22 protein-coding genes are annotated in these 21,961 nt (G+C 65.3%); 16 read left to right on the top strand and 6 right to left on the bottom strand.

Annotated features, from left to right (window positions below; all coding sequences use genetic code 11):
• Positions 1–64 precede the first annotated feature (64 nt).
• The 9 genes from glpK (at position 65) to sbmA (ending at position 8,896) form a co-directional block, all read left to right on the top strand.
• The gene (gene glpK, locus MOE34_RS13100) at positions 65–1,555 is read left to right on the top strand and encodes a glycerol kinase GlpK (RefSeq protein ID WP_242217539.1); all 1,491 of its coding nucleotides are present in this window, start codon (positions 65–67) and stop codon (positions 1,553–1,555) included.
• 50 nt (positions 1,556–1,605) lie between these two features.
• Complete coding sequence (locus MOE34_RS13095; RefSeq protein WP_242217538.1) at positions 1,606–2,010, top strand: hypothetical protein; 405 nt, start codon at positions 1,606–1,608, stop codon at positions 2,008–2,010.
• Positions 2,011–2,105: 95 nt separating this feature from the next.
• On the top strand, positions 2,106–2,480 hold the full coding sequence (locus MOE34_RS13090) for a YciI family protein (protein WP_242217536.1): 375 nt from the start codon (positions 2,106–2,108) through the stop codon (positions 2,478–2,480).
• A complete protein-coding gene (locus MOE34_RS13085) occupies positions 2,477–3,733 on the top strand; it encodes an RNA polymerase sigma factor (protein WP_242217534.1) in 1,257 nt (418 codons plus the stop codon). The genes MOE34_RS13090 and MOE34_RS13085 overlap by 4 nt, the downstream gene beginning before the upstream one ends.
• 77 nt (positions 3,734–3,810) lie before the next feature.
• The gene (locus tag MOE34_RS13080) at positions 3,811–4,290 is read left to right on the top strand and encodes an SRPBCC family protein (protein WP_242217532.1); all 480 of its coding nucleotides are present in this window, start codon (positions 3,811–3,813) and stop codon (positions 4,288–4,290) included.
• A 136-nt stretch (positions 4,291–4,426) separates the two neighbouring features.
• Positions 4,427–5,467: an LLM class flavin-dependent oxidoreductase gene (locus MOE34_RS13075; RefSeq protein ID WP_242217531.1), complete on the top strand. Its 1,041-nt coding sequence runs from the start codon at positions 4,427–4,429 to the stop codon at positions 5,465–5,467.
• 46 nt (positions 5,468–5,513) lie between these two features.
• Positions 5,514–6,266: a type I methionyl aminopeptidase gene (gene map / locus MOE34_RS13070; protein ID WP_242217530.1), complete on the top strand. Its 753-nt coding sequence runs from the start codon at positions 5,514–5,516 to the stop codon at positions 6,264–6,266.
• Positions 6,267–6,300: 34 nt separating this feature from the next.
• Positions 6,301–7,533, top strand: a complete 1,233-nt coding sequence (locus tag MOE34_RS13065; protein ID WP_242217529.1) for a YbfB/YjiJ family MFS transporter — start codon at positions 6,301–6,303, stop codon at positions 7,531–7,533.
• Positions 7,534–7,618: 85 nt separating this feature from the next.
• Positions 7,619–8,896, top strand: coding sequence for a peptide antibiotic transporter SbmA (gene sbmA, locus MOE34_RS13060; RefSeq protein WP_242217527.1), 1,278 nt, complete (start codon positions 7,619–7,621; stop codon positions 8,894–8,896).
• A 9-nt stretch (positions 8,897–8,905) separates the two neighbouring features.
• Here the strand turns inward: sbmA and MOE34_RS13055 are convergent, their stop codons facing one another.
• Positions 8,906–9,910 carry a polysaccharide deacetylase gene (locus MOE34_RS13055; RefSeq protein ID WP_242217525.1) on the bottom strand — a complete coding sequence of 335 codons (1,005 nt, stop codon included), beginning with the start codon at positions 9,908–9,910 and terminating at the stop codon, positions 8,906–8,908.
• Between the two features lie 139 nt (positions 9,911–10,049).
• Here MOE34_RS13055 and MOE34_RS13050 point away from each other — a divergent pair, with 139 nt between their 5' ends.
• From MOE34_RS13050 to der, 3 genes are all read left to right on the top strand, one after another.
• Positions 10,050–10,643 (top strand): NnrU family protein, encoded by a 594-nt coding sequence (locus MOE34_RS13050; RefSeq protein ID WP_242217523.1) that lies wholly within the window; start codon positions 10,050–10,052, stop codon positions 10,641–10,643.
• Positions 10,644–10,745: 102 nt separating this feature from the next.
• Positions 10,746–11,417 (top strand): tetratricopeptide repeat protein, encoded by a 672-nt coding sequence (locus tag MOE34_RS13045; RefSeq protein ID WP_242217522.1) that lies wholly within the window; start codon positions 10,746–10,748, stop codon positions 11,415–11,417.
• A 19-nt stretch (positions 11,418–11,436) separates the two neighbouring features.
• Positions 11,437–12,867, top strand: coding sequence for a ribosome biogenesis GTPase Der (gene der, locus MOE34_RS13040; protein ID WP_242217520.1), 1,431 nt, complete (start codon positions 11,437–11,439; stop codon positions 12,865–12,867).
• Positions 12,868–12,870: 3 nt separating this feature from the next.
• Here der and MOE34_RS13035 read toward each other — a convergent pair whose 3' ends face one another.
• On the bottom strand, positions 12,871–13,785 hold the full coding sequence (locus MOE34_RS13035; protein WP_242217518.1) for a sugar kinase: 915 nt from the start codon (positions 13,783–13,785) through the stop codon (positions 12,871–12,873).
• A 16-nt stretch (positions 13,786–13,801) separates the two neighbouring features.
• Complete coding sequence (locus tag MOE34_RS13030) at positions 13,802–14,806, bottom strand: Ldh family oxidoreductase (RefSeq protein WP_242217516.1); 1,005 nt, start codon at positions 14,804–14,806, stop codon at positions 13,802–13,804.
• 150 nt (positions 14,807–14,956) lie between these two features.
• Between MOE34_RS13030 and MOE34_RS13025 the strand changes: the two genes are divergently transcribed.
• From MOE34_RS13025 to MOE34_RS13015, 3 genes are read left to right on the top strand one after another with little or no spacing between them, the layout of a single operon-like run.
• Positions 14,957–16,600 (top strand): alpha-glucosidase, encoded by a 1,644-nt coding sequence (locus MOE34_RS13025; protein WP_242217513.1) that lies wholly within the window; start codon positions 14,957–14,959, stop codon positions 16,598–16,600.
• A gap of 56 nt (positions 16,601–16,656) precedes the next feature.
• Positions 16,657–16,905, top strand: coding sequence for a type II toxin-antitoxin system ParD family antitoxin (locus MOE34_RS13020; protein ID WP_242217511.1), 249 nt, complete (start codon positions 16,657–16,659; stop codon positions 16,903–16,905).
• Positions 16,889–17,197 carry a type II toxin-antitoxin system RelE/ParE family toxin gene (locus tag MOE34_RS13015; protein ID WP_242217509.1) on the top strand — a complete coding sequence of 103 codons (309 nt, stop codon included), beginning with the start codon at positions 16,889–16,891 and terminating at the stop codon, positions 17,195–17,197. Before MOE34_RS13020 ends, MOE34_RS13015 begins: the two co-directional genes overlap by 17 nt.
• Positions 17,198–17,199: 2 nt before the next feature.
• On the opposite strand, the gene ade is transcribed toward MOE34_RS13015, so the two are convergent.
• Together ade and MOE34_RS13005 are read right to left on the bottom strand one after the other, a co-directional pair.
• Positions 17,200–18,894 (bottom strand): adenine deaminase, encoded by a 1,695-nt coding sequence (gene ade / locus MOE34_RS13010; protein WP_242217506.1) that lies wholly within the window; start codon positions 18,892–18,894, stop codon positions 17,200–17,202.
• 75 nt (positions 18,895–18,969) lie between these two features.
• Positions 18,970–19,839 carry an aldose 1-epimerase family protein gene (locus tag MOE34_RS13005; protein WP_242217504.1) on the bottom strand — a complete coding sequence of 290 codons (870 nt, stop codon included), beginning with the start codon at positions 19,837–19,839 and terminating at the stop codon, positions 18,970–18,972.
• 258 nt (positions 19,840–20,097) lie between these two features.
• On the opposite strand from MOE34_RS13005, the gene MOE34_RS13000 reads away from it, so the two are divergent.
• Complete coding sequence (locus tag MOE34_RS13000; RefSeq protein WP_347342738.1) at positions 20,098–20,427, top strand: GNAT family N-acetyltransferase; 330 nt, start codon at positions 20,098–20,100, stop codon at positions 20,425–20,427.
• Positions 20,428–20,498: 71 nt separating this feature from the next.
• On the opposite strand, the gene MOE34_RS12995 is transcribed toward MOE34_RS13000, so the two are convergent.
• Positions 20,499–21,824: an aspartate aminotransferase family protein gene (locus MOE34_RS12995; RefSeq protein ID WP_242217502.1), complete on the bottom strand. Its 1,326-nt coding sequence runs from the start codon at positions 21,822–21,824 to the stop codon at positions 20,499–20,501.
• Positions 21,825–21,961: the final 137 nt, after the last annotated feature.

Here is a 21,961-nt window from a genome sequence, read left to right as displayed (position 1 = left end):
TCGTTTTTGCATCGTATTGAAGATTCCGAAGGGCCTGGGAGCGGCTCTTCACCGGGAGGAAAGCATGGGCGGATATGTTCTCGCGATCGATCAGGGCACGACCTCGAGCCGGGCGATCGTCTTCGACGGCAACCAGAAGGTCGTCGGTTCCGGCCAGAAGGAATTCACGCAGATCTTTCCGCAGTCCGGCTGGGTCGAGCACGATCCCGAGGAAATCTGGGAAAGCGTCGTCTGGTCGGTGAAGGCCGCGTTGAAGAAGGCCGGCGTCGAGGCCTCCGACATTTCCGCCATCGGCATCACCAACCAGCGCGAGACGGTTGTGGTCTGGGAGCGTGAGAGCGGCAAGCCAATCCACAACGCCATCGTCTGGCAGGACCGCCGCACCGCCTCCTATTGCGAGAAGCTGAAGAAGCAGGACCTCGAAAAGACCTTCACGAAGAAGACGGGCCTGCTGCTCGACCCCTATTTTTCCGGCACCAAGCTCTCCTGGATGCTCTCAAACGTGAAGGGTGCCCGGGCGCGGGGCGCGAAGGGCGATCTCTGCTTCGGCACCATCGACACGTTCCTCATCTGGCGGCTGACGGGCGGCAAGTCCCATGTCACCGACGCCACCAATGCTAGTCGCACGCTGATGTACAACATCGCGACGAACGACTGGGACGGCGAATTGCTCGAAATCCTGCGCGTGCCCAAAGCCATGCTTCCGCAAGTACTGGATTGTGCCGCCGATTTCGGCGTGACGGAGAAGGGGCTGTTCGGCGCGGAAATCCCGATCCTCGGCGTTGCCGGCGACCAGCAGGCCGCGACCATCGGCCAGGCCTGCTTCGAGCCGGGCATGATGAAATCCACCTACGGCACCGGCTGCTTCGCGCTGCTCAACACCGGCCCGGACATCGTGCGCTCGAAGAACCGCCTGCTCACCACCATCGCCTACCGGCTCGACGGCGAGACGACCTATGCGCTGGAAGGCTCGATCTTCATCGCCGGCGCTGCCGTGCAATGGCTGCGCGACGGGCTGAAGGTGATCAAGGCGGCGTCCGACACCGGCGATCTCGCCGCCAAGGCGGACCCGACGCAGAACGTCTATCTCGTCCCCGCCTTCACCGGCCTTGGCGCACCGCACTGGGACCCGGAGGCGCGCGCCGCAATCTACGGCATGACGCGCAACACCGGCCCGGCCGAATTCGCCCGCGCCGCGCTGGAGGCGGTCTGCTACCAGACGCGCGACCTGCTCGACGCCATGCACAAGGACTGGAAGGCGAACGGCAAGGAGACGGTGCTGCGCGTCGACGGCGGCATGGTCGCCTCCGACTGGACCATGCAGCGCCTTTCCGACATCCTCGACGCCCCCGTCGACCGCCCGACCATTCTGGAGACCACGGCGCTCGGTGCAGCATGGCTCGCCGGCCAGCGCGCCGGCGTCTGGCCCGACCGCAAGGGCTTCGCCAGGTCCTGGGCGCGCGACAGGCGCTTCACGCCCGAGATGGACGAGAAGACGCGCGCGGTGAAGATCAAGGGCTGGAAGGATGCGGTGCGGCGGACGCTGAGCGCGTAAATCGTCGCGCCTCCCTTCAAGGTTCGATGGCCGGATGCTATGCACCGGCCATGCCATCATCTCCCAACGTTGTTGCCGGCCGGTCCTGCGGCACCTGTACGCTCTGCTGCCGGCTGCCCGATATCGACCTGTTCGACAAGCCGGCCAATGTCTGGTGCCGCCATTGCGTCGCGGGGAAGGGATGCTCGATCTATGTGGACCGGCCCTCGGTCTGCCGTGACTTTCTCTGCCTCTGGATGACCGATGCGGGATTTGCCGAGATATGGGAACCGTCGCGCTCGCACATGATGGTCTATCGGCAGGGGCCGCAGATCACGGTTCTGGTCGATCCCGACCATCCCGATATCTGGCGGCGCGAGCCTTATCACGCGCAATTGCGGGACTGGGCGCGCGAAGCCGAGGCGACCGGCGGCTATGTCATCGTGTTCCGGCAGGATGATGTGTTCAAGATCTGAACCGCTGGAACGCCCTGGCAAAAATCAAAAATAATCCGGTGCGCCCTGTCGGCTGAGACGCTACTTCTACGTCTTTCAGCCAACGGGAGTTTACCATGCTGTATGCCGTTCTTTGTTACGATGCCGAAAGTGAAGTCTGCGCCTGGTCAAAGGAGCTGGACGACAAGGTCATGGCCGATCTCGGCGCCGTCAACCAGCGCTATGCCGAGGCCGGCAAGCTCGGCCCCGTCGCGCGGCTGATGCCGACGACGGCGGCCGTCACCGTGCGCAAGGGCGCGACGGACGATATCGTCATGGACGGTCCCTTCGCCGAAACCAAGGAGCAGTTCCTCGGTTTCTTCGTGCTTCAGGCCGAGACGCTGGAGGAGGCGATCCAGTTCGCCCGCGAGCTTTCCGCCGCCAATCCGGCAAACGGGACCTATGAGATCCGGCCGCTGCAGTTCTTCAATCCGGGAGTGCCCATCGCATGACAGACCTCGCCTGGATCGACCTGGCGCTCACCTCGGCGCGGCCGCAGGCCATGGGGGCGCTGCTGCGCTACTTCCGTGACCTCGACATGGCGGAGGAGGCTTTTCAGGAAGCCTGCCTTCGCGCGCTGAGGACATGGCCCGAGAAAGGCCCGCCGCGCGATCCGGCCGCATGGCTCATCTTCGTCGGCCGTAACAGCGGCATCGATCAGGTGCGCAAGCGTGTGAAAACCCAGCCGCTGCCGCCCGAGGAGATGCTGTCCGATCTGGAGGACACCGAGAGCGACCTTGCCGACCGGCTGGACGGCGCGCATTACCGCGACGACATCCTGCGCCTGCTCTTCGTCTGTTGCCATCCCGACCTGCCGGCTACGCAGCAGATCGCGCTGGCGCTGCGCATCGTCTCCGGCCTTTCGGTGAGGCAGATCGCGCGGGCCTTCCTCGTCTCGGAAGCCGCGATGGAGCAGCGCATCACCCGCGCCAAGGCCAGGGTCGGCGCGGCCGGCATTGCCTTCGAGACGCCGGATGCGGCGGCGCGGGCCGAACGGCTCGGGCTTGTGGCTGCGATGATCTATCTCGTCTTCAACGAGGGCTATTCGGCCGGCGTGCCGCAGAAGGCGGATACGCCCTTCTGCGCGGAGGCGATCCGGCTGGCGCGGCTGCTGCTGAAACTCTTTCCGTCCGAGCCGGAGATCATGGGCCTCACGGCGCTCCTGCTCATTCAGCATTCGCGGTTCGATGCCCGCTTCGATGCGAACGGGCAGATCGTGCCGCTGGAGGATCAGGACCGTTCGCTCTGGGATCGGCCGCTGATCGACGAGGCGCTGGTGATGATCGACAAGGCGATCCGCCATCGCGCGCCCGGTCCCTTCCAGATACAGGCGGCGATTGCCGCCCTGCATGCCCGCGCCGGAACGGCGGCGGAGACGGACTGGCTTCAGATCGACCTGCTCTACCAGAGACTGGAGCGCCTCCAGCCATCGCCTGTGGTGCGGCTCAACCGGGCCGTCGCGGTCTCCAGGCGCGAGGGGCCGGAGGCGGCGCTGGCGCTCGTCGAGCCGCTGGCGGAGAAGCTGGACGGCTATTTCTATTTCCACGGCCTGCGCGGCGGCCTCCTGAAGCAGCTCGGCCGCTATGCCGAGGCGCATCAGGCCTTCGACCGGGCCATCGCGCTTGCCACGACCTCCGCCGAGGCGGCCCATATCCGCCAACATATCGACAGCATGCGGCGTGAAGTGGCCGGTGCCGAACAATAATCCGCTTCAATGTCGCACTGGCCGTTCGCCGGCCGTCCTTGATGCGCACCATCCAGTTCATCCACGAGGAGCAAGACATGACCGCCGAGATCAAGCCCGCCAACAGCCGCGAACTGGTGCTGACCCGCGTGTTGAACGCCACGCCCTCTCAACTCTTCAAGGCCTGGACGACGCCGGAGCTGATGAAGCAATGGTTCGCGCCCAAGCCCTACGAGACGCCCGTCATCGAGATCGAGCCGCGCGACGGCGGCAAGTTCCGCACCGTCATGACCGGTCCGGACGGCTTCCACATGGACAGCACCGGCATCTTCCTCAAGGTGGAAAAGGACCGCCGCATCATCACTACCGACGCTTTCGGCCCGGACTTCAAGCCAAGTGAGCGCGCCTTCTTCTCCGCTGAAATCCTCCTCGACGACCTCGGCAACGGCCAGACTCGCTACACCGCCATCGCCCGCCACTGGAGCGTGGAGGACTGCGAGGCGCATGCGAAGATGGGCTTCCACGAGGGTTGGGGGCAGGTGGCGATGCAGCTTGAGGCGGTGGCATCGACGCTTTGAGCAACAGAAACGGGGCGGATATCGCCCCGTTTTTTTATGAAGGATGTTCCTGTAAACACACTGTTTCTCCGTAAGCCCTTTCAAGCCGCCGTCGCCGGTCATATTTCAGGGCAAATCCTCTCATCCGGAACATCCCATGGAACTTGGTCTCTATACATTCGCCGATGTCGATCCCAACGCCTCCGACAAGGGGCGGGAGGGGGAACGGCGGCTGAGGAATCTCATCGAGGAGATCGAGCTTGCCGATCAGGTGGGGCTCGATGTCTTCGGGCTTGGCGAGCATCACCGGCCGGACTATGCGGCCTCGGCGCCCGCCGTCATCCTCGCCGCGGCGGCGGCGCGCACGAAGAATATCCGGCTTTCGAGCGCGGTCACGGTGCTGTCGTCGGACGATCCGGTGCGCGTCTTCCAGCAGTTCTCGACGGTCGACCTGATTTCCGGCGGCCGGGCGGAGATCATGGCGGGGCGCGGGTCCTTCATCGAATCCTTCCCGCTTTTCGGCTATGCGCTCGACGATTACGACCAGCTCTTCGAGGAGAAACTCGACCTGCTGCTCGCTCTCAACGAAAGCGAGAAGGTCTCGTGGAACGGCGTGATGCGTGCGCCTTTATCGGGGATCGGCGTCTATCCGCGGCCGGCGCATGGCAGGCTGCCGATCTGGATCGCGGTCGGCGGTACGCCGCAATCGGTGGCGCGGGCAGGGGCCTACGGGCTGCCGCTGGCGCTCGCGATCATCGGCGGCACGCCGGCGCGCTATGCGCCGCTCTTCGACCTCTACCGCGAGGCCGCGCGGCGCGCGGGGCAGGACGAGGCGAAGCTGAAGACCAGCATCAACGTGCACGGTTTCATCGCAGATACGACCGAGGCCGCGGCCGATGCCTTCTATGGGCCGCAGGCCGAGGTGATGAACCGCATCGGCCGCGAGCGCGGCTGGGGGCCGACGAGCCGGGCGCAGTTCGACCAGTCCATCGGGCCGGACGGCCATCTCTTCCTCGGCGATCCGGAGACGGTGGCGAGGAAGATCGTCGCGCACCAAAAAATCTTCCGCAACGACCGCTTCCTGCTGCAGATGGCGATCGGGCTGATGCCGCATGACCGGATCCTGCGCGGGATCGAGCTTTACGGCACGAAGGTCGCGCCGCTGGTGCGCGAGATGTTGGCGGAGGCTTCCGCCTGACAGCGTGGCGCGGACGTGATAGGACGCGCCGCGAAAGAGAGATGCGATGACCCTTGGAAACGATGAAGACCTCGACGGCCTGAAGGCGATCGGCCGGATCTGCGCGAACGTGCTGCAGCATATGTCGACCGCCGTCAGGCCCGGCATGACGACCGCCGAGCTGGACCTGATCGGCCGGCGCATGCTGGAGGCCGCCGGCGCGCGCTCGGCTCCGGAGAGCTGCTACAACTTCCCGGGCGCGACCTGCATCAGCATCAACGAGGAAGTGGCGCACGGCATTCCGGGCGACCGGGTGATCGCGGAAGGCGACCTCGTCAATATCGATGTTTCCGCCGAACTCGACGGCTACTTCGCCGATACGGGCGCGTCCTTCACGGTCGGGCGTGCCGCGCCGGGGGTGGAGCGGCTTTGCCGCGACGGCAAGCGCGCGCTCTGGGTCGGCCTCAAGGAAGTGAGGGCCGGCCGGCCGTTGGCCGAGGTTGGCAACGCCATCGGCGCCTTCGCGCGCAAGAACCGCTACACGCTGATCGCCAACCTCGCCAGCCACGGCGTCGGCCGCTCGCTGCACGAGGAGCCGGCGGAAATCGCGACATGGCCGGACCCGCAGGAAAAGCGCCGCATGACGGAAGGCCTCGTCTTCACGGTCGAGCCTTTCCTGTCGCTGGGCGCGAACTGGGCGGAAAGCGGCGACAAGGACGAATGGACGCTCTACAGCGACCCCCGTGCGCCGACGGTGCAGTTCGAGCATACGGTCGTCGCCACGCGCAACGGCCCGCTGGTGGTGACGCTGCCCGGTTGAGCGCCTTCACCGGGGCTGATCCGTCGATCAATAAATGTCGTTTGCCGCGATCATGTTGCAGTGCAATGGTCGCGGCATGATGCAGCGTCCGTTCCCTTCTTCCCGCCAACCCGTCCGCGCCGCCATTGCCGGGGCCGTGGCGATGGCGGTCGCCATGGGGCTTGGGCGGTTCTTCTATACGCCGGTCCTGCCCGGCATGATGGCGGGCCTCGGTCTCGATGCGGCCGATGCCGGCGTCATCGCTGCTGCGAACTTTGCGGGCTATCTCCTCGGCGCGGTGCTGGCCGCCTATAGCTGGGCCGCCGGCCACGAGCGGCGCCTTGCGGTCGGCTCGCTGGCTGCGACGGTTCTGCTGCTTCTCGCAATGGGCTGTCTGACGGGTGTCGCGACGCTTTCGGCGGTGCGGTTCCTGGCGGGCCTTGCCAGCGCGTTCGGCCTCATTTTCACCTCTGGCATCGTGCTTGCCATCGGCCTTGCGCATCGTGACCCGCGAGTCCAGATGGCGCATTTTTCCGGGGTCGGCATCGGCATCGCGGTTTCGGCGGTGGTGGTCTACCTGCTTTCGCTTGCACCCGTTACGGCCATCCCGTCCTGGCGGATCGACTGGTTTGCCGGCGCGCTGCTCGGTGCGGCCGGCCTTGCCGCCGTGGCTTGGCTGTTGCCGCGGCCGGTGGGCAGCGCGGGCACGGTACGTGAGCCGGCCATTGCCTGGACGCGGCCACTGGCAGCGCTGACCCTCAGCTACGGGCTTTTCGGCATCGGCTATGTAGTGACGGCGACGTTCATCGTCGCCATCGCGCGGGAGGGGGCGGAAAGTCCGTTGCTCGAATGCCTGACCTGGCTCGTCACTGGTGCTGCCGCCGCGCTTTCGCTCCTTGCCTGGAAGCCCGTGGAGCGGCGATGCGGCGTCGCCTCCGCCTATCTGCTGGCGCTCCTTGTGGAGGCGGCAGGCGTCGCGGCGACGGTCGTGTTGCCCTTTCCGGCCTCCGCGCTGATCGGTGGCGGGCTGCTCGGGCTTACCTTCGTCGTCATCACCGCCTATGGCCTGCAGCTTGGTCGCATTCTGGCCAGCGACAGCCCGCGCCGCGTCCTGGCGCTGATGACGGCGGCCTTCGGCGTCGGGCAGATCGTCGGGCCGCTCGGGGCCGGGTTCTTGGCGGCGCGCACGGGCAGCTATGCGCTGCCGAGCCTTGCTGCCTCCGGTCTTCTCTTGCTGGCTGCGGTCATCGCCGCGCTCGGCGGCGTGCCTTCCATTAAATCTCGGTAATGCCGGCGAGCGCCAATTGTTGTGCTGCGCAAACTCCTTTAGGTTCTGCGCATCTTCGGCCTGCTTCGCAACGAAAGCGCTTCCCTTGTTCGTCTCCTTCTTTCCAAATCCGAGATTGTTCTTTCCGTCCGTCGTCCTCTGGTCGGCCCTTGCCATGGCGATCTGGTACGCCGGCGGCGAGAGTCTGGGCGCCTATATCGGGCTGCCGCCGCTGAAGCCGGGCGAGGAGGCGATCATCGGGGTCTCCGTCTTCTGGTCGGCGCCCTTCCTCTGGTTCTACATGTACTATGCGGTGATGGTCGGGCTGTTCGCCGCCTTCTGGTTCACCTACAGCCCGCATCAATGGCAGCTCTGGTCGGTGCTCGGCTCGGCGCTGATCATCTTCAATACCTATTTCTCCGTGCAGGTCAGCGTCGCCATCAATGCGTGGTACGGGCCGTTCTACGACATGATCCAGCGCGGACTTGCACGCACCGAGCCGATCCCGACGGAAACCGAGATCTATGTCGGCATGATCGGCTTTGCCGGCATCGCCTTCGTCGCCATCACCGTCGGCACGCTGAACCTTTTCTTCGTCAGCCACTATGTCTTCCGTTGGCGCACGGCGATGAACGATTTCTACATGTCCCACTGGGACAAGCTGCGCCACATCGAAGGCGCCTCGCAGCGTGTACAGGACGATACGATGCGCTTCTCGCGCACCGTGGAAGGTCTCGGCGTCAGCCTCGTTTCCTCGATCATGACGCTCGTCGCCTTCCTGCCCGTGCTGTTCAAGTTCTCCAGCACGGTGACGGTTCTGCCCTTCATCGGCGAGGTCCCGCATGCCCTCGTCTGGGCGGCGATCTGCTGGTCGCTGTTCGGGACGGTGTTCCTTGCCGCGGTCGGCATCAAGCTGCCGGGGCTGGAATTCCGCAACCAGCGCGTCGAGGCGGCCTACCGCAAGGAACTGGTCTATGGAGAGGACCATGCCGACCGGGCGCAGCCGCCGACGGTGGCCGAACTCTTCGCGAACGTACGGAAGAACTATTTCCGCCTCTATTTCCACTATCTCTATTTCAACGTCGCCCGCATCTTCTACCTGCAGGCCGACAACCTCTTCGGCACCTTCGTGCTGGTTCCCTCCATCGTCGCCGGCAAGTTGACGCTCGGCGTGATGAGCCAGATCCAGAACGTGTTCGGGCAGGTGCGCGAGTCGTTCCAGTATCTCGTCAATTCCTGGACGACGATCGTGGAGCTGCTGTCGATCTACAAGCGCCTCAAGGCCTTCGAGGCGGCGATCGACGACCAACCGCTTCCCGATATCGACCAGCGCTACCTGGAAAGGGCGCAGGAAGAGGGTGAGCTTGCGGCCAACGAGCCGTAGGGATTGCGATCAGAGGGCGGCTCCGGCCGCCTTCTTCTCTTTTGCGAGAATGTCCAGTGCGCCGGCATAGCTGACGCAGGCGACGTCCGTTCTGCCGCAGGTCTCCGTCAGGAACCGGTCGAGCGCGCGCCAATAGGCGCCGGCATTCATCTCCACGAAATGGAAGCCGAGCTGGAGCGGGATGCGCTCGCCGTCATATTGCTTCGCGAAGGCGTCGCGATAGGCCTTCAGCGTGCTTTCCTCGAAGGCGGCGCTCCTTTCCGGGGCCTCCTTGCCCTTGGAATGGCGGACATAGAGGTTGTAGTCCATGGCGATGACGGGGCGCTGCGAAGCGCCTTCCGGGATGAGCGGCAGGCCGAAGCGGGCGATGTCGCCGGTTGCGGCGGGCATGGCTGGCCCCTTGGTGACGAGGCTGGCGTCATAGGCGAAGCCCTCCGCCTCCAGCGCCTTGACGAGGCCGCTTCCGGCCGAAAGGTAGGGCGCGCGAAAACCCTTGATGTCTTCCGCCGCGAAGCGCTGCCAGCCGCCTGGCTCCCGCTCGCCGACGCCGGCATTCCGCCACGCGCTCTTCAGCGAATCGCGGAAGAAGGCGAATTCCGCCTTCCAGTCGTCGGCGCTCCATTTTCCACCGTCGAAATGGCCGCAGGCGTGGCTGCCGATATCGTGGCCCTCGAGCTTCGCCAGCCAGATTTCGCCGAGGCGAAGGATCGTCTCGTCCCTGTCTTGCGAGAAGCCGACATTGGAGCGGCCGCGCTTTTGATGGGGGGCCTGATATTTCGCGCGCTCGTCCTTCGAAAAGAGGAAGGTGCAGGAGAGGAAATAGGTGAAATGCGCGCCGGTGCGCTTGGCCATGGCGCGGCTCTTCTCCCAGAGCATGTTGTCGTGCGCGCCGTCGAAGGAGACGATGACGAGCTGCTTGCGCTTCATCGGTTTGATTGCATCGTCCTTGGCGAGCGCCGACCCCGCGGCAAGCGCGGCAATGAGGGGAAGGAGGAGGGTTCGAGACGGTGACATGGCTACCCGCGACAATTTGCAAAGGGTTTCTCATCGATTCCGAATGCGGCAATCCTTTGATCGGGCTGGAATTCTCGGCCCGTCACGGATATTCCAGAGAGAACGGCCAAGGGCCGACTTTTCTTCAAGGGGCATTTCCATGACGTTGCTCATCGCCGGTCTGGTTCTTTTCGTCGTCACCCATCTCCTGCGTCCCGTCGCGCCGGGACTTCGCGATGCCGGCATCTCGGCGCTCGGCAAGCCGGGCTGGATGGCGCTGCACGGCATCGTCTCGCTCGCAAGCCTCTTCCTCATCGTCTACGGCTTCATCGACGCGCGCGAGAACGGCGGAAGCGGGGTTTTCGCGGTTTATACGCCCCCGACCTTCATGGCCCATATCGCGCTGACGCTGATGATGATCGCCTCGATCTGTCTTGTCGCCGGCTGCCTGCCAGCGGGCCATATCCGCACCAGGCTGAAGTTCCCGCTGCTCGTCGCCATCAAGATCTGGGCGCTGGCGCATCTGCTGGCGAACGGCGAGAGCTATTCGGTCCTTCTCTTCGTGACGATCCTCGCCTGGGCGGTCATCCTGCGCATCACGCTGAAAAAGCGTATCGCCGCCGGCGAGACCAAGCTGCCCGTTTTCGTCGCCGCGAAATACGACATCATCTCCGTCGTCGCCGGTCTCGCGCTCTATGCGGCGATCGTGTTCAAGCTGCACGAATGGCTGATCGGGGTGGCGCCGCTCGGCTGATCCGTGCCGATCCGGGGGCTTTTCGCGCCAGCCCCCTTACAACGCCGCGAAAATCGGGTAGAAGGCGCTAACTTTTAAACGTTGGTTGCGCCGGAAAACGACATGGTAAATCAGGACGACAGCTTTATCCGCGAGGTGAACGAGGAACTGCGCTCCGACCAGATGCGTCTGGTCTGGAAGCGCTTCGGCCGCATCCTCATCGCCGCCGCCGTGCTGGTCGTCCTGGGTACGATCGGCAAGGTGAGCTACGATTACTGGCGCGACAGCGAGGCTTCGGCCGCCGGCGACCAGTTCCTCGCCGCCCTGACGCTCGCCCGCGACGGCAAGAAGGACGAGGCGCTTGCCGCCCTTGCCGAACTGGAGAAGGACGGCTTCGGCGCCTATCCGGTGCTGGCACGCATGCGTTCGGCCTCGCTTCTGGCTGAGACGGACGCCGAGGGCGCCGTCAATGCCTTCACGACCATCGCCAAGGATGCCTCGGTGCCGCAGGCGCTGCGCGACGCGGCCCGCCTTCGCGCGGCCTATCTCCTCGTCGATACCGGCACCTACGAGCAGGTCTCGGCCGAAGCCGAGCAGCTTGCGACGCCGCAGAGCGCGCTGCGTCACTCCGCCCGCGAGGTTCTCGGCCTGTCCGCCTTCAAGCATGGGGACTATGCGCGCGCCAAGGAATGGTTCGACGCGATCCTCAACGACGGCGAAAGCCCGCGCAATGTCGCCAACCGCGCGCAGATGCTGCTTGACCTGATGACGGCAAGCGGCAAGCTGTCCTCCTGATCGGGAACGGAACACGTTCATGAGCTTCACCGTCGCCATTGTCGGACGCCCCAATGTCGGCAAGTCCACCCTGTTCAACAGGCTCGTGGGCAAGAAGCTCGCGCTCGTCGACGATACGCCCGGCGTCACGCGTGACCGCCGGCCGGGCGACGCCCGCCTCATCGACCTGAAATTCCGCATCATCGACACCGCCGGCCTTGAAGAGGCCGCGCCCGAGACGTTGCAGGGCCGAATGCGTGCCCAGACGGAAGCGGCCATCGAGGAGGCGGACCTCTCGCTCTTCGTGGTCGACGCGAAGATGGGCCTCACCCCGGTCGACCAGACATTGGCCGAGATGCTGCGCCGCAAGGGCAAGCCGGTCGTGCTCGTCGCCAACAAGTCGGAGGCGCGCGGCTCGGACGGCGGCTTCTACGACGCCTTCACGCTGGGTCTCGGCGAGCCGACGCCCATCTCCGCTGAACACGGCCAGGGCATGCTGGACCTGCGCGACGCCATCGTCGCCGCCATTGGCGAGGATCGCGCCTATCCCGAAGACGACGAGGCCGAGACCAATATCGACGTGCGGGCCGAAATGGCCGAGGGCGCGGAAGAGGACGAGGATTTCGAGCCGGAATACGACGAGACGAAGCCGCTGCGCGTCGCCATCGTCGGCCGCCCGAATGCCGGCAAGTCCACCCTCATCAACCGTTTCCTGGGTGAGGACCGCCTGCTGACCGGCCCGGAGGCCGGCATCACGCGCGATTCCATCTCCGTCGAATGGGACTGGCAGGGCCGCACGATCAAGATGTTCGACACGGCCGGCATGCGCCGCAAGGCCAAGGTGCAGGAGAAGCTGGAAAAGCTCTCCGTCGCCGACGGCCTGCGCGCCATCCGCTTCGCCGAGACGGTCGTTATCGTCTTCGATTCCACCATTCCCTTCGAGAAGCAGGACCTGCAGATCGTCGACCTCGTGCTGCGCGAGGGCCGCGCCGCCGTGCTCGCCTTCAATAAGTGGGACCTGATCGACGACCCGCAGGCCGTGCTTGCCGATCTGCGCGAGAAGACCGAGCGGCTGCTGCCGCAGGCGCGCGGCATCCGCGCCGTGCCGGTTTCCGGCCAGACCGGACGTGGCCTCGACAAGCTGATGCAGGCCGTCATCGACACGGACCGCACCTGGAACCGCCGCATCTCCACCGCCAAGCTCAACCGCTGGCTGGATGCGGTGCAGACGCAGCATCCGCCGCCGGCCGTTTCCGGCCGCCGCCTCAAGCTGAAATACATGACGCAGGTGAAGGCCCGCCCGCCGGGCTTCATGGTCTCCTGCACGCGCCCCGATGCGCTGCCGGAATCCTATATCCGCTACCTCACGAACGGCCTGCGCAACGACTTCAATCTGCCGGGCGTGCCGATCCGTATCCATTTCCGGGCGTCCGACAATCCCTATGCCAGCAAGGCGAAGAAGCGGCGCTGAGGCTCAGCCCACCGGCAGCTTGTCCTTTGCCACCAGCGCGCCGTGATGCTGGATGACCGCCGCGGCGACGTCCGCGGCGAAGCGGGCGGCTTCCTGCGGCGTCGCGCCCACGGCGATGCGGGCGAGGAATGCGCCGTTGAAGCTGTCGCCGGCACTCGTCGTATCGACGATCTTTTCCACCCTCGCGGAAGGCGCGTGGCTGCGCTCGCCGCCGAAGACGAGCGTTGCGCCCTCGGCTCCATCCTTCACCACCTGTTCCGCAACGCCGAGCGCGGCATAGCGCGCGATCGTCTCTTCCAGCGAGGCGTCGCCGAAATGGGTCGTCTCGTCGTCGAGGCTCGGCATGACGAGCGTGGCGGCGCGGGCGCCCTCGGTGATCGTCGCGCGCATGCGTTCCGCATCGCCCCAGAGACGCGGGCGGATATTGGGATCGAAGACGACGCGCTTGCCGGCGGACCTGGCGCGGCGCAGTTCGGCAAGCAGGGTCTCGACATCCTCCGCCGGCAGGATCGCCAGGGTGATGCCGGAGAAGACGACGATATCGGACGCTTCGACGGCGGCGCGCAGGCGGTCGCCGTCGCGGGCGAGCAGCTTTGCGGCGGAGACGGAGCGCCAGTAGGAGAAGCTGCGCTCGCCGTCCTTCAGATGGATCATGTAGAGGCCGGGCGAGCGGCCTTCGATGCGCGAGACATGATCCGTGCCGATGCCGTGCCCTTGCATGAAGGCCAGCATTTCATCGGAGATCATGTCCGTCCCGACGGCGGAGAAATAGTCGACGCTCCAGTCGGCGGGCAGGAACTGGCGGGCGTAATAGGCGGTGTTGAACGTGTCGCCGGCGAAGCTTTTGCGCATCAGACCGCCTTCGGCCTGCATCAGTTCCACCATGCATTCGCCGATTGCCAGCAGCCGTCCAGCCATGTCCGTTCCTCTCCGGTCAATTACGCCGGAAAGAGGAAATACTGTCAAAGAGTTGGCGGGGCAAGACGATGCCCGCGCTTTCGGCATCGCGCTGTCTCTTCACGCGTTCGATACCGGGGATATGGACGCTGTAGTCACCCACAAGACGTTTGGCCTGGCTTGAGAGGCGCGTGACAAAATCGTCCGTGAAAAGCTGCGGCGAAAGGGCGAGCACGAAAAGGCCGGCGCCGGGCGAAGTGTCGCCTGCCTGGAAGTCCGGGGCGTCGAGCGACCAGTTCGCGCCGGTCAGTCCTGCCGCCAGCACCTCCACCATGAGAGCGATATTGGCGCCCCGCGCGCCGCCGAAGGCCAGAAGCGCGCCCTGCATGGCCGCGAAGGGATCGGTGGTCGGCGCGCCGTCCTGATCGAGGGCCCAGCCGTCGGGGATTGCCTCGCCGCGGGCTGCCGCCTCGCGGATATTGACGAAGGCCGTGGCGCTGGATGCCTGATCCACGAGGAGGATGCGGCCGGTATCGAGCGGCGCGGCGAAGGCGAGCGGATTGGTGCAATAAACCGGCTGCCGCCCGCCCGCGCCGGCCATCAGGGCGGGGCCGTTGGTGGCCGCGAGCGTAACGAGACCTTCTTCCGCAAGCCGGGCGGCGTACCAGCCGAGTTCGCCGGTCGTATAGCTGTTGTGCAGGGCGAAGGCCGCAAGGCCGAAGGTTCGCGCCTTGGAGGCCAGTTCCTCATGGGCGAGCGAGAAACCGTGTTGCGCCACGCCGCCCATGGCGTCGCATTTCATAATGGCCGGCACCGGCGAGGTGATGAGCGGTTCGGCACGCCCCTTGATCCGGCCGTCGATGAGGCCCCTGAGGTAATCCGTAAGGTGCTGGAGGCCGAGGGCGCGCTTGCCGGCCATCTCGGCGTCCAGCGTGGCACGGGCGAGGGCGGTCGCCGCCGCTTCCGCCATGCCGACGCGCATCAGCGCGGTGCGGGCGAGGTCCATCGCTTCGGCGGGGGAAAGGGTGACGTCACCGGGCATGCGGTCAACCTTCTCTATGGAATTTGCCGACATCATCCAGACCGGCGGCCGCTTCGTCAACCGTCGAAAAAACGCGAGACCACCCGTTTACGCCTCATGGGGCGCACGGTACATCTTGCCCGATACCAACAGGAACCGGAGCGAGAACGCATGACAAGGACCCGCAGGAAGGCCGACGACTGGTGGCGCGGCGCGGTCATCTATCAGGTCTATCCCCGCTCGTTCCAGGACACGACTGGCGATGGCATGGGCGATCTCAGGGGCATCACGAAACGGCTCGGCCATATCGCCTCGCTCGGCGTCGACGCCATCTGGCTCTCGCCCTTCTTCAAGTCGCCGATGGCGGATATGGGCTATGACGTCTCGGATTATTGCGACGTCGATCCGATGTTCGGCACGCTGGCGGACTTCGACGCGATGCTGGCCGAGGCCCATCATCTCGGCATCAAGGTCATCATCGACCAGGTGATCTCCCACACCTCCGACCAGCACCCGTGGTTCGTCGAAAGCCGCTCCAGCCGCTCGAACTCGAAGGCCGACTGGTATGTCTGGGCCGATCCGAAGCCGGACGGCACCGCGCCCAACAACTGGCTGTCGATCTTCGGCGGGCCGGGCTGGGAATGGGACGGCGTGCGCAAGCAATATTACATGCACAACTTCCTGACCTCGCAGCCGGACCTCAATTTCCACAATCCCGATGTTCAGGACGCGCTGCTGAAGACCGTGCGCTTCTGGCTGGACCGGGGCGTCGACGGTTTCCGCCTCGATACGGTGAATTTCTATTTCCATGACCGGAAGCTGCGCGACAACCCGCCCCACGAGGCCAATCCCGACGACGTCGGCCTCGATGCTCCGGACGTGAACCCCTACGGTATGCAGACGCATCGCTACGACAAGACGCAGCCGGAAAACGTCGATTTCCTCCGGCGTTTCCGCGCCCTGCTCGACGAGTACGAGGGGCGCATGACGGTGGGCGAGGTGGGCGACGGTGCGCGCTCGCTGAAGACCGTCGCCGACTATACAAGCGGCGGCGACAAGCTGAACATGTGCTATACGTTCGATCTGCTCGGGCCGGATTTCACGGCCGACCATATCCGTCGGTGCGTGCAGAGCTTCCAGCGGGCGGTGACGGATGGCTGGGTCTGCTGGGCCTTCTCCAACCATGACGTCAATCGCCATGTCAGCCGTTTTATCGAAGCGCCGGAGGAGCGCGAGCGCGTCGCCAAGCTGGCGATCACGCTGCTGTCGACGCTGCGCGGTTCGATCTGCCTCTATCAGGGCGAGGAACTGGGTCTCACCGAAGCGGAGCTTGCCTTCGAGGACCTGCGCGACCCCTACGGCATCCGCTTCTGGCCGGCCTTCAAGGGGCGCGACGGGTGCCGCACGCCGATGCCCTGGCGGCATGGCGAGGCCCATGCCGGTTTCAGCACCGCGAAGCCCTGGCTGCCAGTGCCGGAAGATCATGCCCGCCTTGCGGTCGATACGCAGGAGAAGACCGCCGGCTCCGTGCTCAACCACTACCGCGCGACGCTCGCCTTCCGGAAAGAGCATGAAACGCTCCATGACGGCGACATGGCTTTCCTCCACTCCAACCAGGACATCCTTGCCTTCACGCGGGAGAAGGGCGGCGAAAAGCTGCTCTTCGTCTTCAACCTGACGCGCGGGAAAGCGGAGTTCGTGCCGGCGAAATCGCTGGTGCTGGGGGATCCCGTGCCGGTGCCCGGTTTCGGGGCCAGGCCGAAGGATGGGGTGATTGCGCTGGATGGGCTGGATATGGCCTGCGTGCGGCTGTGAGGTTGCGGATGGCAGGCGTCCAGAGTATCATAAAGTGATACTTTTGGAGTTTCGCCATGGCCTCCAGCTATACGCTCGGCAATCACTATGAATCCTTCGTACGCGAGCTTCTCGCCACCGGTCGTTACGCCAGCGCCAGCGAAGTGGTGAGGGATGGCTTGCGCCTCCTGGAAGATCGGGAGCGGCAGCGGGAAGCGAAAATCGCGGCGCTGAAGGAGGCCATTTGCGAAGGACTGGAGAGCGGCTCTGCCGCCCCGCTGGATATGATGGCCATCAAGGCGCGGGCGCGTGGCGGCCGTGCTTGAGGTCACACGCCTTCCGCGAGCGGAGGAAGACCTTGTACAGATATGGCGTTACATCGCCGATGACAGCGAAGCCGCGGCCGATCGTCTTCTCGATCGTGTGGTCGAGGTTGTGCGCAAGCTCTCCGCTCACCCGCAATCCGGCCGGTTGCGGCCGGAGTTGGGAGAAAACCTGCGCAGCTTCGTGATCGGAAACTACGTTCTTTTCTACGAGACGAGTGTTACCCAGCTGATTATCGTTCGCGTCCTCAGCCGTTATCTGGATATCGACGGAGACGATTTCGGAGTGGAGTAGCCTCACTCGATCAGCGCGAACCGATCCACATCCACCATCCCCCGGTCTGAAATCTTCAGGTGCGGGATGACCGGCAGCGGCAGGAAGGCGAGCTGGAGGAAGGGCTCCTCCAGTGTGGCGCCGAGGGCGAAGGCGGCGTGGCGCAGGTGGTGCAGGGTGTCGCGGACGCTCTCGTAGGGTTCGAGGCTCATCAGGCCGGCGACGGGCAGGGCGATCTCGCCGGTCACCCTGCCGTCCTCCACCACGACGAAGCCGCCCTTGATCTCGCCGAGGCGATTTGCCGCCAGCGCCATGTCGTCCTCATCGACGCCGACCACGCAGATATTGTGGCTGTCATGGCCGACGGTCGAGGCGATGGCGCCCTTCTTCAGGCCGAAACCCTGCACGAAGCCGTTGGCATGATTGCCGTTCTTGCCGTGGCGTTCGATGACTGCGACCTTGATGATATCCTGCGCCAGATCGACGGTTGTCTGGTTGCCCTTCGCCGGCAGGCGGTAGCGGCGGTGCTCGGTGATGATTTTGCCCGGCAGCACGCCGATCACCGGCGTTTCACCTTCCGTGACGGGAACGGCGAAATGGGCGGCGCTGACGGGCCGCGCCTTGACGCTGTCGAGACCGACCGGTTCGACTGCCTTGCGGGTTGCGAAGAGGGCGTCGTCCACTTTGCGGCCAGCCGAGAAGACCATCCCGGCCTTGCAGTTCTCCAGCGTGTCGATGACGACGAGGTCGGCGCGCCAGCCGGGGGCGACGAGGCCGCGGTCGCGCAGGCCGAAGGCTTTCGCCGCGGAGATGGAGGCGGCGCGGTAAACGGCGAGCGGCGCGCGGCCATGGGCGATGGCCGTGCGGATCATGTAGTCGAGATGGCCCTGCTCGGCGATGTCGAGCGGGTTGCGGTCGTCGGTGCAGAGCGCGAGGAAGGGCGAGAGCCGCTCGGTGAGGATCGGCATCAGGGCGTGCAGGTCCTTGGAGACGGACCCCTCGCGGATGAGGATATGCATGCCCTTGCGGATCTTCTCCAGCGCCTCCTCGGCCGTCGTGCATTCATGCTCGGTGCGGATGCCGGCGGAGAGATAGCCGTTGAGGTCGTTGCCGGTAAGCAGCGGCGCATGGCCGTCGATATGGCCGCCCTGGAAAGCCTCCAGCTTGGCAAGACAGACGGGATCCTTGTGGATGACGCCCGGAAAATTCATGAATTCGGCAAGGCCGATGACCTTGGGATGGTTGCGGAAGGGCAGGAGCCGCTCGATGGGAAGGTCGGCACCGGAGGTTTCGAGATGCGTCGCCGGCACGCAGCTCGAAAGCTGCACGCGGATATCCATGATCGTTTCCAGCGCGCTGTCGAGGAAGAACTGGATGCCCTCGGTGCCGAGGACGTTGGCGATCTCGTGCGGATCGCAGATGACGGTCGTCACGCCATAGGGCAGCACGCAGCGGTCGAATTCATGCGGGGTGACCAGCGAGGACTCGATGTGCAGATGCGTATCGATGAAGCCGGGCACGACGATGCGGCCGGAAATGTCGATCTCCTGACGCCCCTTGTAGTCGCCGCAGGTGCCGACGATGCGCTCGCCGGAAATGGCGATGTCCGAGGCGACGAGTTCGCCCGTCACCAGATCGAGGAACTGGCCGCCCTTGAGCACGATATCGGCGGGTTCGCGTCCGGTTCCCTGATCGATGAAACGTTCCAAATTGCGCATGGCTGCCTTCTCCGAATCCTTGTCGGAGAACACTAGCATGCCGTGGCGGGAGGAAAGAGCCGGAAAGGCGAATCTTCAGGTCGGGAAGATCACCGTGAAGGCGAAGCGCGTATGCTCGCCGGGGCCAAGCAGGGTCGTGTAGGGCCTGTCCTTCAGTTCGTGCGGGCCTTCGTAAAGTGCCGCCGTGCCATGCCACGGCTCCACGCAGAGGAAAGGCGCGCCGGGCTTCGTCCAGAGCGCCAGGTTCGGCAGGTTCTCGAAATGGAAGGTAAGGCTCGGGCCGCCCTCGGCGGCATAGGTGAGGCCATTGCCCGCACCCTCGGGGAAGACGAGGGCGTCGTCTTCGAAGAGATCCTGCGCAAGGGTCAGCCGGCCGGCCTGGAAGGGGGAGGTGGTCCTGTCTTGCGACAGCAGGCCCTTTTCGAGGGGCTGGCGCTCCGGCTCGCCCGCATTGTCGAGGATGACGGCATGCGGCTTGCCCTGCGCGCCCGGCAGCGGCCAGCGGAAGGCGGGGTGGAAGCCACAGCCGAAGGGCATCGGCGTCTCGCCGCGGTTTTCCACTTCGGCGGCGACGGTGAGGGCCGGCCCGTCGAGGCTGTGCGCGACGGCGAGCCTGAAATCGAACGGATAGGCCGCGCGCGTTTCGTCGGAGGCTTCCAGCACGTAGCGGCAGGCGGTCGCCGCCGCGTCGTCCAGCGTGAATTCCCGCCGCCGGGCAAAGCCGTGCTGTGCCATGGGGTAAGGCGCGCCGTCGATCAACAGCGTGTCGTCGGGCGCCTTGCCGACGATGGGGAACAGCACCGGCGAGCGGCCCGTCCAGAAGGCCGCATCCCCGTTCCACAGCCAGCCGGCGCCATCCCGTGTGGTGGCCGATTGCATTTCGGCGCCGAGCGAGGAAATCTCGACTGCGAGGAATTCGTTGGCGATGCGGGTGATGGTCGGCATGGTGCAGGCCTCAGGTTTCCGTGCGGCACAATAGCCCCCAAACGGCCCGCACTTGCAAGAGCCTCGGTGGGGTGCCAAAGGCTCTTTCATGGAGAAAGCGATGCAGCCGGCACCCATCATAAGAAAAGCCGAGGCGTCCGAGATCGGGGCGCTTGCGCGGCTCTGGCACGCGGGCTGGCGGATGCGCATGCCGCGGTCCTACCGGCGGAGCTTGCCCGGCTGCGCACGCTGGAAAGTTTCGAGGAGCGGCTGGGCGACATGTTGCCGGAGGTCCGCGTCGTCGGCGATCGCGGCGCGCCGCTCGGCTTCTGCGCCATCAGACATGACGAGCTGGACCAGCTCTTCGTTGCGCCGGAAGGGCGCGGCGCGGGTATCGCGGCCGCACTCGTGGCGGATGCGGAGGCGCGGCTTGCGGCGCATGGCGTGGAGACGGCCTGGCTGATCTGCGCGATCGGCAACCATCGTGCGGCGCGCTTCTATGAAAAGTGCGGCTGGCATCTTGCCGCCACGGCCGTCCATCGCCTTAGCACCATTGCCGGTCCTTTCGATCTCGAGGCATGGCGTTACGAGAAGCGCCTGGTCCCCTGAACCGGGTGCCTTTTCGGCGTATATGAAAACGGCGGCCGAGGCCGCCGTTTCCGTCTGCCGGGCGGGCCGGGTCAGATATTGTTCTGCAGGACCTCTCTAAGCTTGCCGAACAGTTCGTCGATATGGTGTTTCTCGATGATGAGCGGCGGGGAGAGTGCGATGATGTCGCCCGTCGTGCGGATGAGCAGGCCCTTCTCGTAGGCCTTCAGGAAGGCGTTGAAGGCGCGCTTGGTCGGCTCGCCGGGGATCGAGGCAAGCTCGACGGCGCCGATCAGGCCGACATTGCGGATGTCGATGACATTCGGGCAGTCCCTCAGCGAATGCAGGCCGTCCTCCCAGTAGGAGGCGAGATCCGCGGCGCGGGTCAGGAGGCCCTCTTCGCGGTAGGTGTCGAGCGTGCCGAGGGCGGCGGCGCAGGCGATCGGGTTGCCGGAATAGGTATAGCCGTGGAAGAACTCGATCATGTGCTCCGGGCCGTTCATGAAGGCGTCGTGGATCTCGGAGGTCACGAAGACCGCACCCATCGGGATCACGCCGTTGGTCAGGCCCTTGGCGGTGGTGATGATATCCGGCTTCACGTCGAAATACTGGGCGGCGAAGGGGGCGCCGAGGCGGCCGAAACCGGTGATCACCTCGTCGAAGATCAGGAGGATGCCGTGCTGCGTGCAGATCTCGCGCAGCTTCTGCAGGTAGCCCTTCGGCGGAATGAGCACGCCCGTGGAGCCGGCGACCGGCTCGACGATGACGGCGGCGATGGTCGAGGCGTCATGCAGGGTGATGATGCGCTGCAATTCGCTGGCGATGTCGCCGCCATGTTCCGGTTCGCCGCGCGAGAAGGCGTTCTTGTCCGGGAAATGGGTATGCGGCATGTGGTCGACGCCCGTCAGCAACGTGCCGAACATCTTGCGGTTGGAGACGATGCCGCCGACGGAGATACCGCCGAAATTGACGCCGTGGTAGCCGCGCTCGCGGCCGACCAGGCGGAAGCGGGAGCCGTCGCCCCTGGCGCGGTGATAGGCGAGCGCGACCTTGAGCGCCGTCTCGACCGATTCGGAGCCGGAATTGGTATAGAGCACATGGTCCATGCCCTCGGGGGCGATGTCGACGAGGCGGTTAGCCAGCTCGAAGGCCTTGGGATGACCGAGCTGAAAGGCGGGGGCGTAGTCCAGTTCGCCAGCCTGCTCGCGGATCGCCTCGGTGATCTTCGGGCGGCAATGGCCGGCATTGACGCACCACAGGCCCGCCGTGCCGTCCAGCACCTGCCGCCCGTCATGGGTGGTGTAGTGCATGTCCTTCGCGCCGACGAAAAGGCGCGGCTCCTTCTTGAACTGCCGGTTCGCCGTGAACGGCATCCAGAAGGCGCGCAGGTCGTTGGGGGTGTTGAGGCGGTTGGACATGCGGTTCTCCATGATCCTTGGAATGCCGGGGTCTCTTGGATGCGGGGGACTATCCCGGCGATTTTTACCCGATGGTCAAACTATCAAGGCCCCGGGGGCCGTCAAGGCGCATCGGGAGCGGCTTTCAACGCAAAACG

The sequence above is a fragment of the Shinella zoogloeoides genome (assembly GCF_022682305.1).
Taxonomy (GTDB): domain Bacteria; phylum Pseudomonadota; class Alphaproteobacteria; order Rhizobiales; family Rhizobiaceae; genus Shinella; species Shinella zoogloeoides_B.
The sequence above is the reverse complement of the archived record's forward strand: the minus strand, read 5'-3'. Positions and strand labels throughout refer to the sequence as shown.